Origin of the sequence: Nostoc sp. GT001, from assembly GCF_030382115.1 — a bacterium.
Lineage (GTDB): Bacteria > Cyanobacteriota > Cyanobacteriia > Cyanobacteriales > Nostocaceae > Nostoc.
On the sequence record NZ_JAUDRJ010000003.1, the window covers coordinates 2,828,010 to 2,841,837 of the forward strand.

Below are 13,828 nucleotides of genomic sequence, written 5' to 3' on the forward strand. Positions count from 1 at the left end.
CGGTAGCGAGTCCGTGAGCGTCATTAAAAATTACGAATTATGAATTATTATGAGCGGCTTTGAAGCCAAGAATTTTTGGGAGCGATTAAATAATCTAGCATTAGTTAGATTTTTGCTTTTAGTTGCTTCTGGCTGGGCAATTGTACAGCTTTTAGCTTATTTTGAAGCAGTCATTGTTATTTTCACATTCGCTGCAATTTTGGCCTTTTTACTCAGCTATCCCGTACAAGGGCTGCGGCGTTTTTTACCCCACGGTGTAGCTGTTAGTCTTGTTTTCTTGCTCAGTATTGTGATTATAGGCGGTCTGATAATTACCGTGGGCTTAACGGTTTTATCTCAAGGACAACAATTAATTGATAGTATCACTGCATTTTTGAATTCTTTAGTACCTTTGTTAGAGCGAATAGAAGGAATTTTGCGAAGCCGGAATTTACAGATAGATTTAAGTTTTATTGAAGAACAACTGCGGAACCAAGCTGTCTCAAGTCTTGTGACTAGTTTAGCTATTCTACAAGGGTTTATGACTAACTTTGTGACTTTTGTATTAATTGCAGTTGTGGCTTTCTTCATGTTATTAGATGGAGACAAGCTGTGGAACTTTATTTTAAAAATTGTACCTAAACATCGCCGCAATAGATTTACAATTATAATCAGAAAGTCATTTTTAGGATTTTTTAGAGGTCAGTTATTATTAAGTGCATTTCTCACAAGTACGACTTTCGTCGTTTTCTTAATATTACAAGTACCTTTTGCTTTAATATTGTCAATAATAGTTGGAGTTCTTGATATCATTCCTGGCATAGGAGCAACATTAGGAGTAAGCACAATTACTCTATTTGTGTTGTCTCAAGGTGTTTGGTTAGCATTGAAAGTATTGATAGCTTGTATTATCCTCCAGCAGATACAAGACAACTTGATTGCGCCCCGAATTATGCAAGGTGCGCTGAATCTTAATCCTGTAGTGGTGTTTTTTGCTTTGCTAGTAGGCGCTAAAGTAGCAGGTTTACTAGGAGTTTTTATATCTATTCCCATTGCTGGAGTAATTGTATCTTTATTTGAAATTGATGAGATGAAGTCAGAGGTTTAGTCATTTGTTAGTGGTCATTTGTCAGGAACTAGGAAGTAGTGAATAATGTAAAAATAGATATCTATCAATCAATAGTTGGGAAGTAATGTCGGATTTAAGAGCGGAATTAACAGAAATTTTGGATGAGGCAGAGTGGGAATGGTTAATTCCTCATGTACAACGAGATGCAGTAATTTTGGTGGCACTTGAGCTAGATTTGGTGGATGTTGGAGTAGCGATCGCCAGTGATAACATTCCATCAGTGGAACAGTGGATTGATAAACAATTGATTACCAAACCCACAACAGTACAAGTGGGAGAATGGAATGGCGATCGCAGTAAGCGATTTAATACTCTCATCGTTCAACCTTACGTTCTAGCCCAAGAAATAGTTGCTGCCTAATTCGTTTCTGTGTTGTTTCCGATGGCAGTTGGTTGGGGTATTTTCTCAAAAAAGATAGTTTAATGTGCCAGTTATTACTTGGCTATTGCCACGGACTAGCTGGCTGATTGAATTAAAGCAAAATTTTCTCCTTTAAGATTTATCCATCTAGGAGCTAGAATTGTTACCATAATTTCAGATTAGATGTTGAAACCTTGATCCAATCTGAAACCTTAGAATTATTAGAATGGCATCGCCTTTGCCAGCACCTTGCTACCTTTGCCGCAACTAAGCTGGGGGCGACAGCTGCGCGTCATCTGAAAATACCTGATTCTCAGACCCAAAGCGAACTGTTGTTAGAGCAAACCAAAGAAATCTACCAACTGGAAAGTCGCCTGACCACGGGACTGTCATTTGAGGGAATTCAAGATATTGGCGATTCCTTAGAACGAGCAGAACGCAGTGGAGTTTTGGCAGGGGAAGAACTGTTAGCGATCGCTACTACCCTCTCTGGTGCCAGAAATTTGCGCCGTGTCATCGACAATCAAGAAGATTTGCCGATATTGACTGATTTGGTTGCCGATTTACGGACTTATCCCGAACTAGAACAGGAAATTCACCGCTGTATTGATGAACGGGCTCAGGTAACTGACCGCGCGAGTCAAAAACTGGGAGAAATTCGCACAGACTTACGGCGATTACGTAGCCAAATTACTCAAAAGCTGCAAAATATCTTACAGGCAAAATCTGGCGCAGTTCAAGAACAGCTGATTACGCAACGGAGTGATCGCTTTGTTATCCCCGTAAAAGCACCCCAAAAAGATGCTATTCCTGGTATAGTCCACGATACCTCTACCAGCGGTGCCACCCTGTATGTGGAACCGAATTCAGTAGTACCTCTAGGCAACCAACTGCGGCAGATCATCAGAAGAGAGCAAGCCGAAGAAGAAACGATTCGCCGTGTTTTGACGGAACAAGTAGCCGCAGTTAAGCCAGATTTAGAGAGATTGTTAGCGATCGCCACCACTTTGGATTTGGCAACCGCTAGATCGAGATATAGTTTCTGGTTAGGAGCGAATCCCCCGCGATTTATCCGGCGTGAAGACAAGGAAATCATTACCTTACGGAACTTACGACATCCTTTGTTAGTGTGGCAACAACAGCATGAACAAGGGCAACCAGTAGTTCCTGTAGATTTGCTGATTAACCCGCTAATTAGGGTTGTAACCATTACCGGGCCAAATACTGGCGGTAAAACTGTAACCTTAAAAACTTTGGGGTTAGCAGCATTAATGGCCAAAGTGGGTTTATTTGTCCCCGCCCGCGAACCAGTAGAAATACCTTGGTTTGATAAGGTGTTGGCAGATATTGGCGATGAACAATCCTTACAGCAGAGTTTATCCACATTCTCTGGACACATCCGCCGTATTAGTCGGATTTTAGAGGCATTGGGGAATGGGGAAGCAGGGGAGCAGGGGAGCAAGGGAGCAGGGGAGCAGGGGAGCAGAGAAGCAGAGGAGAAACTTCCTGCTTCTAACTCAGCACTCGTTTTACTTGATGAAGTCGGCGCAGGAACCGATCCAGTGGAAGGTAGTGCTTTAGCGATCGCCTTGTTGCAATATCTTGCCAACCATTCCCAGCTAACGATCGCGACCACTCACTTCGGCGAACTAAAAGCCCTGAAATACGAAGACGATCGCTTTGAAAATGCCTCTGTAGAATTTGACGAAAGTACTTTGTCGCCTACTTATCGTCTGCTGTGGGGCATCCCCGGACGTTCTAATGCCCTGACAATTGCCCTGCGCTTGGGATTAAAACCAGAAGTGGTGCAACAGGCAAAAACCCAAGTTGGAGAAGCCACAGATGAAGTTAACCAGGTGATTGCTGGCTTAGAAGCGCAACGCCGCCGCCAAGAAACCAAAGCAGCCGAAGCCCAAGTTTTGTTGCAGCAAGCGGAACGTTTATATAAAGAAGTATCCGCAAAAGCCGCAAGTCTGGAGGAAAGGGAAAGCAGTTTGCGGGCTTCACAGGAAGTAGCAGTGCAGCAAGCGATCGCTCAGGCAAAAGGTGAAATTGCCCAAGTAATCCGCCGTTTGCAGAAAGGTACGCCCACAGCCCAAGAAGCGCAGCAAGCTACCAATGCTTTGAATCAAATTGGCCAACAATATCAGCCAGCAACACCAGCCAAACCAAAAGTTGGGTTTATGCCCAAAGTAGGCGATCGCATCCGCGTTCCCAAATTGGGACAGACAGCCGACGTAATCACCGCCCCTGATGAAGATGGCCAGTTAAGCGTTCGCTTTGGCCTAATGAAAATGGCTGTGAAGTTAGAAGATATAGAATCTTTAGATGGTCAAAAAGCTGAACCAGTCGTTAAACCCAAACCAGCCCCAGCAGCAGTAACCCCGCCACCGCAAAATGTCCCAGAAATTCGGACTTCTCAAAATACCATCGATTTGCGTGGAAAACGGGTGGCTGATGCCGAATACATTTTAGATAAAGCCATCTCGGAAGCTACAGGCCCAATCTGGATTATTCACGGCTATGGCACTGGTAAGCTACGACAAGGAGTTCACGCCTTTTTGCAACAGCATTCCAGAGTGAACAACTACGAACCAGCAGAACAAGCAGATGGCGGCAGTGGTGTTACCGTTGCTCACATAAAATAAAAAGCAGGAATGCTATGTTACTTGAACTCAATCAATTAATTGTTAGAGCAGGTCATCAGTTGTTGATTAAAGATGTCTCCTGGTCGGCATACAAACGCATTTTAGCAGAATTAGGAGACAATCGCAGTTCGCGGATAGGTTACAGTCAAGGGGTGCTAGAAATAATGGCTCCATTGCCAGAGCATGAAGTAGCTAAAGTTATTATTGGCGACTTGGTAAAAGTTTTATTAGAAGAACTCGATCTGGAATTTTGGAGTTTGGGTTCTACGACTTTTGATAAGGAAAGTATGGATGCTGGGGTAGAACCCGATGATTGTTTCTATATCCAAAATGAAGCTAAAATTAGGGGCAAAGATAGAATAAATTTAGAAACCGACCCGCCTCCAGATTTAGCTATTGAAATTGATATTACCTCCCGCACTCGTTTCAATAATTATCAAGCTTTAAGAGTACCAGAGCTATGGCGATGGAACGGAAGCAAGTTGGAAATAAATGTGTTATCTGATGGGAAATATCTAGAATCAAATATCAGTTCTATTTTTACTAATCTCCCCATTACCAAAATAATTCCCGAATATTTAATGCTAAGTAAAACTAATGGTAGAAATGCGACAATGAAAGCATTTCGTGCGCGGATAAGACAGAAAATTAGTAGCCCGATTTAGTTTAAATTGTCAGAAATGCCTACTCAAAAAGGTTATGGCTAGTGGGATAAAAATAGTGATATTTTGCTATTTATCCCGTACCAAACTAAACATTAGGAGATTCACGAAGCGTGGTTTACAGGTTAGCAAACCACGCTACTTACCTTTTATCTAATACCTATAAGTACTAGAGATTAATATTCTAATTAAATAAAATATATCATAAATTATATGGATGTAGAAATAGAAACTCTACAAGAAGCTGAAGCAGTAATTGAAAGTGACATGAGAGCCAAAGTCACGAGACTAGACTTGAGTTTTTCTCATAGGTAAATGTCTAAATTATTACCTCTGCCCATTAACTTTATAAATGAGTTCTGATATGTGCGTGGTTTGCGGTTATATCTCTATCACCAACTAAGTTGGAATAAATCAATCACCCAACATCTTCAAACGCTGACTTTATCAAATTTTTAAGTTTGTCATCAGTTTTATTCATGAAGGCGTCAATCGTCCTGATGTTGCCCAACCTATACTGAAATAACAGGCTGCACACAAGTGAAACTCACTTAGGGTAATGTCCAACAGCAAAAAGTGCCTTTAGCAAATCGTCAAAACATTTGTAGAGTAATTATGTATATATTAAGACCAAGTAATAAATATCAAGAAATTTCAAAATTTAAAAACGCAAACAAATTAGGAGGTATTCTACATAATTACTTAGCGATCGTTAGCGGTTAGCATTTTTAACAATAGTTTATTTATACTCTTGTACGGAGCTAGCAGCGAAAATCGGGTCAACCTTAATTAGAATTGATAATTTTTTACTTTGTTGAAAATAAATTTTCATCTAGAGTAGGACAAAGATACCTACTGTTTACCAGATAAAAAAGCTAGCTGAAGCCTCTGGCTCATAGCTATGGGAAACCAAGCTTAATTCTTAAGAGTCTGGTTTCAAAATGGGTAACAGCAACATCCCCTATCAGCTTGATCACCTATGCTAAAAGTTATGCACTCGGCCGCCAACTCAGCCACTCCAAATTCCCAGTGGGAGGATTTAATCAAGCTTCCAGCGCCAAATACAGTTCAATGGGACAATATCAAAACCCAATTAGACTTGGTGCTCTTGGCGCTAGAAACCTTAACTGGGATTGGTTCAGAGGCAATGCTTTCGGCGGCAACCGATCTGAATTTAGAGTCAAGAGTGCCAGACCGCGTAGCCTTATGGCGATTGCGCCAATCAAATCCTCTACGCAAAGGTCAAGGAGGGCGAAAAAAGCTAGATGTCGAAGAAGCGCGATCGCTTGTTTTGATCATCTGCTATCTAGCCAAACAGCACCAGGAATTGATTCGCCGCGCTGTTGGTCTGTTAGAACAAATGGCAGAAAATAACCGGGAACCTCACCAGGCTGCTTTACTTGGAGACTATATTGATGCTTTTTGCAACACTTACCAAGAGCGGATGGAAGAGGACGAGCAAATCTCAACGGATTTACTAACCAACCTGGCCCTAAAACTGCTTGTAGATTTACTTTTTTACAGCGCTCCTGGTGGGCATCGCCGTCTTTGGCTAGCACTTATAGACCGTTCAACAAAATTTTAAATTTTAGATTTGAAATTCTTCAACCAAAATTTGCTCATGAAAGTTTGCTAGGTAAGGATTCCTTTTTGATGGTCATTAGCTCTTGGGCGATGCACTATCAGCAATGCTTCCTCCTTGCACGCCAGTTTGCAAGCAACTGGCTAAATTTTTGCAAAATCCCAATATAGTCTTCTTTGTAGTTCCTGTCATGCCTCTATCAAATTCAGTTATTCGTTGCTACACACCACCGACTTGCACGCTAGAAGTATTCGCGCAAAGCTCACCTCTGTCTCGTTGGATGGGGAAAACTGTCCTCAAACATCTGAGTTTTGAGCTACGTTTTGACGATCCCCGACTACCAGAAGAACACAGAGTTCCAATTCGGGGCGATCGCGAGCAACTCGAAACTTTATGTGATGCTGTCACCAACTATGTACAGCAATTCCTCCAACAGTCTCCAGAAAGCTTTTGGGTCAATTTCTCCAGTACCCAAGAGTCAAGCACAGCACTAGATGAGCCGGAATTAAAGTCTTCAACAAAAACATTAAATGCCTCTAGTACCCAGATTCCAGGGGCAAATATCCATTTAGAACCAAGCAGCTATTTAACTCACAACCTATTTCTTGGTTCTCTGGCCAACTATTCATCTGGCCCCGTAATTCAACTCAGTTTGCTGCAACTATTCGATTTGGCAAGTGCTTTAGATGAATATTCAACTGATGTCATGGCACTTCCAACTCTCAACAGCACAGGTTCGACTCTGAGGTTTCCTGCTTGGGCGCCTATTGCCGCAGTATTAGTATTAGGTATAGGTTTTTTACCAGTTACTTGGCAATATGCTAACAATATTAGAGAAAAGCAACAGCAGACAGCAAAAACATCAAATTCAGAAGCAGTAAAGACTGCTCTAGAACCTTCATCCTCACTAAACTTTCCCACGCCTGAACCTGGGCTAACCCCGCCATCAAATAATTTGCTAGATTCTACCCCTCCACTTTCCACATCCACTTTACCCCAAGCACCTCTAACAGCCCCTAGTTCTAGTTTCTCTCCAGCACTACCAAATACATTGACAATACCTCAAGGGACGACTGCAACCCTTCCTAGTAATCGAGCGAGCGCACCATCCAGCAAAATCCCAGGTCAGGAAATTGCCATATTACCAAATCTAGCACAGAATCCAACCGGGTCAAATTCCCAACCCGGCGCTATCCCTCAACTGCGGAATTTGCCACCCAGACTATCTTCTAACGCCAATAGCTTACCAACTAATATCTCACCAGTCCTGCCTCCATCTCTTGACACCATACCCAATAATAATCGTGTCAATACTCCAACCCAACCCTCTCCACTAACCTCACAACAACTAGAAGAAAGAATCAGTTCCTTACAGCAATCTTCTGCTGGAGAGAAACCTACTTCACAACTTCCCTCCTCTAGAACCGCTGCTAATAATCCATTTATCGATCAATTAGGGGACACAGGTAAAAACCCTACATCCAGAGAAGTAGCTACTGGCACATTATTTGACACAACTCAAGTAGCAGAAGCTAGAGAATATCTAACAAAGCGTTGGCAACCACCTACTGGACTGGGACAAACATTAGAGTACAGTTTGATAGTTGGTGTTGACGGCACAATTGAACGAATTTTCCCCCTTAATAAGGCAGCAAGAGAATTCGTTGATAACGCTGGGATGCCTGAAGTTGGCAAACCTTTTGTTTCCGCTAATAAAAATGGACAAAATGTCAGAATTCGAGTTGTTCTCAGTCCTGATGGCAAGGTACAGACTTTTCCAGATGAATAACTAAACTCATCTTTTTAATGCCACTTGTAAAACTGGTACAAATCTTGTGCCAGTTTTTACTGACTACNATTGCTCTTAAACTCACTTGTNNNAGTCCAGTTACGAAACTGGTCTTACTATTAATTCCAGTAAACCTACCAAGAAATATAATTACTGTTAACACCAATTCTCCAAAACTAAACTACTAAACTATAGATACAAGTCTGGAAACCCAGATTAAATCTTACGCTTCTTAATTACAAATTAAGAATTGGTATTAATAACTCATATCAAAGGTAGAAAATATGCAAACAATTGGTACCCAAAAAGACAGTGCAGCTTGGGTTATTCAAACTTGGGCAGCTTTTGTGATTTCTATTTCTATGACCAGCTTCGGTATTGTCAATTTACCTGTAAATGGCTGGGTGAAAGGCTTTATGGGTATGGGTATGGCTTTCTCTGTTGGCTCAACTTTTACTTTGGCAAAAACTACTAGAGACTTGCACGAAACTAGAAGATTAACCGCTAGGTTAGATGAGGCAAAAGTAGAAAAATTACTTTCACAACACGATCCTCTAAATTTCAAATGAAGGGAGTTAGCCCTTACAGGGGATTCAAAATTATCCGTGCAGCGGAAATTAACTACATAACGAAAAACAAAAGGACTGGATATACCAGTCCTTTATTATATTGATTTAACGTTTTTATCTTAATAACGGGATTTTTTGGTTTTTAACTTTTGCTTTTTACGCCGACGTTCGCTAGCAGCAACTGCATGTTCTACAGGATAACCCACTATAGGAATTACCTGATATTTGCGCTCGTCTTCTAACTTTCTCAGTTCAGTGTAATCAACCCAATGAATGCAATCCACTGGACAAGTGTCAATTGCTTCTTGGATAATTTCCTCAGCGTCCCCATCTTGCCGAACCACGCGCGATCGCCCGTAATCTGGTTCAATATAAAAGGTGTTACGGGCAACATGAGCGCAATGCTTGCAACCGATACAGGTGATTTCGTCAACATAAACACCATTTTGGCGCAATATACCACCCAATTCCGGTTCTAAACCAGAACGTTCTGGGGCATCTCGTAAAAAACCCCCTAGTTCTGGTTCCAAACCGGAACGGTTATCTTCTTGTTCTTCCGGCGACGGCAGAAAATCAGCCATTACGCACTCCAGCGCTGTACTACCAGGCGAATTGAACCATCTTCATTTTTTTGTTGTTCAGAAACTTGAAAACCAACACGAGCTGTTTCTTTCACAACTGTTTGATAAGCATAGCGCTGTGTTACTTGGCGCAAAAATCCATCTACAGACAAATCTTGCTGCCAATATTGCAAGTCAGCCACCAATTCATATTCTTTGCCATTCCATCTAAAACCGATGTCATAGCCATTTTCCTGCTCAATACTAACTTCCGCAGGATGGGTTTGACCGCGATAGCCACGGACTTCGCGTGGGCCTGGTTTCCAGTCTACGCCCAATTCAGTCAAAGCATCTTTCAAAGAATCAAGGTTACGGATTTGAGTCTTAATTTGGCTAAAGTGTGACATGGTGGTTGTGAATTAATAACACTAAACTACTGTGAAAACTTACCAATCGCTGTAAGTGGTGTGTGTATTCGCCACATTAGATTGCTGCACCTTGGCGGCGAAATATTCTGAGGTTGGCTCATGATTAAGTACTTGCCCCAGCTGTGCCTCTATTGCTGCTGTAACTTCAGCGCAAGAATTACCCACAATGCCAGTGACTTTCTCTTGTACCCGACCGTCTGGATAGATTATGAACTCTAATGTCTCCATTCTTTTGGTCAACCAGGATAAGTACGCTTAAATTGTACTGCCTTAGCAGAAGGCTACAAATATAGCCCTAGGAACATTTTTAGATACAAACTCGCCATTTGTTAACTAATGTTCCATGTTTCAACATATATATCTCAGAATCTTTACAAAACTTATTAGTATTATAAGCACACGCATCAGTATTTAGTTAGTTTCTCTTAACCTCATTGATTAGTCAAGGTAACTACTGGAGCTAGCAAAGTAAGCTGCAAAAGTCCTAAGAATAAGCATTAGAGGTAGTATAACCAGCAAGACAATTCACAAAAATATAAAATTTATTGAAAAACTTTATTCTTACCATTCAACCTACCTTATTCTTTTCCAGGTAGGTTGGATGCAGTGCAGTATCACTCTAAAGCAAGATAATGGGGTATACGTAGGTATTGTATTAGGTCTTTGATATAGTTACTGTAGCTGGCATCTGCTGTAGAGATATTTTTAAACTGCGTTCGCTGAAAGCGTTGGCGCAGCCATCGCTATTTTCTGCCATCGGTGAGATTTATCAACCTCGACTCTAGACAGTTAAATATGTACAAATTTGCAAAAAACAGGTAGAAATCCTTATGAAGCTGCGATCGCTGCTGTGTTTAGAGGTAGAAATTCCTTAGCAGTTGTAAAAGAACTTGACGTGCTTCTGAATGATTGCCGTCTTGCAGTGAATAAAACATTTTGAGTTTACTATTATCTTGTTTAATCAGTCCTTTGCGAGGAAAATTCTATGGCAATGGTTCTAGATAAAGTAGTTCCTTTTGGGAGGTCAATGGATGAATATATAAAAATATTCAATTTAACAAATGCTGATTTAAATAAAAGAATCATTGGGATTGGGGATGGGCTAGCAAGCTTCAATGCAGAAATGACACGTCAGCGTAAAAGTGTAGTTTCTGTTGATCCACTGTACCAATTCTCCAGTGATGAAATATTGCAAAGATTTAATGAAGTAGTAGATGATATTATTAATCAAGTCAAGGCTAAAACGAATGATTGGGTATGGAGCTATCATAAATCCCCGGATGATTTGCGACATAATAGGGTGAAAGTTATTCAAGAATTTATGTCTGATTATGAAGCTGGCAANAAAAGCAACAGATACACAATCGGTGAATTGCCAAAACTGGCATTTAATAATCAAGAATTTGACATAGCGCTTTGTTCACATTTACTGTTTTTATATTCAGACCATCTCGATTACGATTTTCACCTAGATTCTGTAGGTGAGATGTTGCGTATTGCTAAAGAAGTCAGAATATTCCCCCTCATAACTTTAATGTGGAAACATTCACAACATTTAGATGAAATTGTCAAATATTACACTTCAAAGGGTTACAAAATAGATATTGAAAAGGTTGAATACGAACTACAGCCTGGTGGAAATAAAATGTTGAAGATAACCAGAGATGTTATATAATTCGTATTCATCGCGCTCAGTTTTTCAATAATTTTTAATGCGATCGCTCTCAAAATTACCAGATGCGATCGCTTTGCTGTTATAAGTTTAATATGCTCCAACGTACCCCCGTGCGCTTACTAGTCTTTAGGTCGTCTCAGAGCATCCAGTGATTCACCAAGGGTCTGCTGTGCAGCGTGACGGATATGAAGAACACGTACTGTCGATATTTCTTGTCCTGCCAAAATCGTGAAAATTATTCGGTATGAATTGCGTCCTCGACCGTAAAGTATCTGGCGAATTTCTTGGCTAAAATAATCATTTTCTCTAGCTAGAGAACATCGGCTTGGCATTTGCGATAAAGACTCAATAACTTGTAGTAATCCTGCATACCACTGACTTGCTCTTTCAGGAGAAGTAACTTGAGATAACTGCAAAAATGCACTGTCTGCTTCTGCTTCAGCTACACTAGAGATTTCAATGCGGTATTTCATAAATCGGTTGGCAGATTATACTTGCGACGTTGCTCGTCAGCAAAATCATCAAATGAACGGAATCTACCTACTTCAAAGTCTTCTAATCCTTGCTGAATACCCTTAATAGCTGCTTCTGAGTCTTGCACCTCCCACTCTAGGACAGCCTCTAGCAATTGGGCTGCAACGAAACTAACGTCTTGTCCCTGCTGTGTAGCTTTCTCGCGGAGTCGTGCTTCTAATTCTGGGCTAAGGGAAACAACGATCGCCATAATCGGATATTTTGCTGAAGGTTTATAGATATGATTTTATTTCAGAATATCTGATAAAGCTGCGTAGGCGTACCCCATCGTAGACATCGCCTTTGCTAAACTAACTCTCTGGCTTAGGATGGATTTTAGAGATGCGATCACTTTATAGGTTATGTATGTCATGTTGTTGCCTCACTCCTCGACGCAAGCTTATTTACGACCAAAATCTGCTGGAATCTCTCCCCAAGACATAGTATTCCATTTGAGAATAGGATTAGTATACTCATGACTTTCCAGCCAATTTAATGCTCTATCTACCAAATTAAATATTTCTTCATTGTCCGTACTTCGGTTTAACTTTGTTCGCACTTTTTTGTTTTTTACCCACAGAATAGCTGTTTCTGAATCGGAATAAATAGGTATATCACTAACTTGATTTTTCAGGTGTGCAAGAGCGTGAACAATAGCCAAAAATTCTCCAAGATTATTCGTTCCATTTGGCATTGGACTTTTATGAAAAATAACTTTATGTGTCGCTGTATGAATACCTCGGTATTCGACATAACCCGGATTACCTAAACATGAGGCATCAACACAAACGCTATCCAAAATTAACTCTTTTGCAGGAGAAATTTTTGTTTTTGTCTTCTGCTGCTTTACTTCTTTTTGCTCACTTGGGGGGATAAAATTTTGCTCTGTAAGCTCCAATGCTGCTTCAGCTTCTTCTCTAGTCTTAAAAGACTTGTACAGCGCACCACTGAAACCGTTAATTTGTTCTTCACATTCTTCCCAGCTTGTGAATATACCTGTCTTTCGACCTTTAAAAACGGCGTAGTATTTCTTGGATGGCATTTAATCTACAATTCCACTTCATTAGTTTCATAATAAGCAATTAACTCATATAAATCTTCAACATACTTAACAAATTGCCCCATATTGGCAAGTAAAATGCCCTTATCTAAGTTGGGTGGTAAGTGTGGATGCCCCGCTTCGTTACGGCATATTCTACAGAATTGAAATATCTGTTCAATCTTAATTTCTAAATCATTTGTCCAGCCATAATTTTGAGGCTTGTTTTTAGAACTTCTGAAAGATTGCTTGAATTCTTCAAATATTCTAGATATAAATTTTCCAGAGGTTCTGGATATAAATTTATTTCTCAAAGTTTCATCTTTAATTGCTTTTGTATACGCATCAATAAGTAAATAGATTGCCTTCTCAGATGCTCCTCCAAGTAAAAATGCACAACCCAAGTTAGAACCTGCTTTAACTGTAATGATAGCTTCCTGAATGAATCTAACAATTACAGGATCTATATTAGTGATTCGTTCTTTCAAAAGTTCTGGGAATCTCTCAATCTCAAAAGGAAGCATATCCCCAATGCCCTCCTCATTTTCAATTGCTGCTTTTGCTTGGTTGAGTGCCTCTTTTAACTTGGATTCAGCGCCTTGTACTTGAATAGTACCTGTCTCGTAAACTTTTACACAACTGCTAGATTTACCATTCTGAATGTCTATGCGTTTACAGCCACTCTCTAATTTTTCTTTCAATGACCATTGATTTCTCTCAATAAAGGACTTTATTTGACCATAATGCTTTTCTTGAATTTCAGACATTACAAGACTCCTCTAATTACAAGCTTATTGTCTAGATATCTCAATTAAAAGTTCAAAATAAGTAGGTAGGCATCTATCGACTATCCTAGCAAGTGTTTGGGGTTAATTTGCCAGTGATACTTCGCCC

The 13,828-nt window shown here is 40.4% G+C and carries 15 protein-coding genes; 8 read left to right on the forward strand and 7 right to left on the reverse strand.

Annotated features, from left to right (window positions below):
* Nucleotides 1–49: 49 nt before the first annotated feature.
* The 7 genes from QUD05_RS14875 to QUD05_RS14905 all read left to right on the forward strand — a co-directional run bounded on the left by QUD05_RS14875 (nt 50) and on the right by QUD05_RS14905 (nt 8,719).
* A complete protein-coding gene (locus tag QUD05_RS14875) occupies nt 50–1,087 on the forward strand; it encodes an AI-2E family transporter (RefSeq protein ID WP_289796738.1) in 1,038 nt (345 codons plus the stop codon).
* 85 nt (nt 1,088–1,172) lie between these two features.
* On the forward strand, nt 1,173–1,469 hold the full coding sequence (locus QUD05_RS14880) for a DUF2288 domain-containing protein (RefSeq protein WP_289796739.1): 297 nt from the start codon (nt 1,173–1,175) through the stop codon (nt 1,467–1,469).
* Between the two features lie 194 nt (nt 1,470–1,663).
* A complete protein-coding gene (locus tag QUD05_RS14885; protein ID WP_289796740.1) occupies nt 1,664–4,117 on the forward strand; it encodes an endonuclease MutS2 in 2,454 nt (817 codons plus the stop codon).
* Between the two features lie 14 nt (nt 4,118–4,131).
* Complete coding sequence (locus tag QUD05_RS14890; RefSeq protein WP_289796741.1) at nt 4,132–4,782, forward strand: Uma2 family endonuclease; 651 nt, start codon at nt 4,132–4,134, stop codon at nt 4,780–4,782.
* Between the two features lie 976 nt (nt 4,783–5,758).
* A complete protein-coding gene (locus QUD05_RS14895; protein WP_069069205.1) occupies nt 5,759–6,364 on the forward strand; it encodes a DUF3038 domain-containing protein in 606 nt (201 codons plus the stop codon).
* A gap of 187 nt (nt 6,365–6,551) precedes the next feature.
* Nucleotides 6,552–8,150, forward strand: a complete 1,599-nt coding sequence (locus QUD05_RS14900; RefSeq protein WP_289796742.1) for a DUF4335 domain-containing protein — start codon at nt 6,552–6,554, stop codon at nt 8,148–8,150.
* A gap of 284 nt (nt 8,151–8,434) precedes the next feature.
* Nucleotides 8,435–8,719, forward strand: coding sequence for a YiaA/YiaB family inner membrane protein (locus QUD05_RS14905; RefSeq protein ID WP_289796743.1), 285 nt, complete (start codon nt 8,435–8,437; stop codon nt 8,717–8,719).
* 119 nt (nt 8,720–8,838) lie between these two features.
* Here the strand turns inward: QUD05_RS14905 and QUD05_RS14910 are convergent, their stop codons facing one another.
* From QUD05_RS14910 to QUD05_RS14920, 3 genes are read right to left on the reverse strand one after another with little or no spacing between them, the layout of a single operon-like run.
* Nucleotides 8,839–9,300, reverse strand: a complete 462-nt coding sequence (locus tag QUD05_RS14910) for a ferredoxin (RefSeq protein ID WP_289796744.1) — start codon at nt 9,298–9,300, stop codon at nt 8,839–8,841.
* Complete coding sequence (locus QUD05_RS14915) at nt 9,300–9,686, reverse strand: DUF1257 domain-containing protein (protein ID WP_012406942.1); 387 nt, start codon at nt 9,684–9,686, stop codon at nt 9,300–9,302. The genes QUD05_RS14910 and QUD05_RS14915 overlap by 1 nt, the downstream gene beginning before the upstream one ends.
* 39 nt (nt 9,687–9,725) lie before the next feature.
* Entirely contained in the window at nt 9,726–9,935 is a 210-nt protein-coding gene (locus QUD05_RS14920) for a DUF2997 domain-containing protein (RefSeq protein ID WP_094328129.1), read from the reverse strand.
* A 577-nt stretch (nt 9,936–10,512) separates the two neighbouring features.
* Here QUD05_RS14920 and QUD05_RS14925 point away from each other — a divergent pair.
* Nucleotides 10,513–10,647 (forward strand): hypothetical protein, encoded by a 135-nt coding sequence (locus QUD05_RS14925; RefSeq protein WP_289796745.1) that lies wholly within the window; start codon nt 10,513–10,515, stop codon nt 10,645–10,647.
* A gap of 854 nt (nt 10,648–11,501) precedes the next feature.
* Here the strand turns inward: QUD05_RS14925 and QUD05_RS14935 are convergent.
* The 4 genes from QUD05_RS14935 to QUD05_RS14950 all read right to left on the reverse strand — a co-directional run bounded on the left by QUD05_RS14935 (nt 11,502) and on the right by QUD05_RS14950 (nt 13,701).
* On the reverse strand, nt 11,502–11,855 hold the full coding sequence (locus tag QUD05_RS14935) for a type II toxin-antitoxin system RelE/ParE family toxin (RefSeq protein ID WP_289796747.1): 354 nt from the start codon (nt 11,853–11,855) through the stop codon (nt 11,502–11,504).
* Complete coding sequence (locus QUD05_RS14940; RefSeq protein WP_289796748.1) at nt 11,852–12,106, reverse strand: hypothetical protein; 255 nt, start codon at nt 12,104–12,106, stop codon at nt 11,852–11,854. Before QUD05_RS14940 ends, QUD05_RS14935 begins: the two co-directional genes overlap by 4 nt.
* A gap of 189 nt (nt 12,107–12,295) precedes the next feature.
* Entirely contained in the window at nt 12,296–12,937 is a 642-nt protein-coding gene (locus QUD05_RS14945; RefSeq protein WP_289796749.1) for a ribonuclease H1 domain-containing protein, read from the reverse strand.
* Between the two features lie 5 nt (nt 12,938–12,942).
* Nucleotides 12,943–13,701, reverse strand: coding sequence for a hypothetical protein (locus tag QUD05_RS14950; RefSeq protein ID WP_289796750.1), 759 nt, complete (start codon nt 13,699–13,701; stop codon nt 12,943–12,945).
* Between the last annotated feature and the right edge of the window lie 127 nt (nt 13,702–13,828).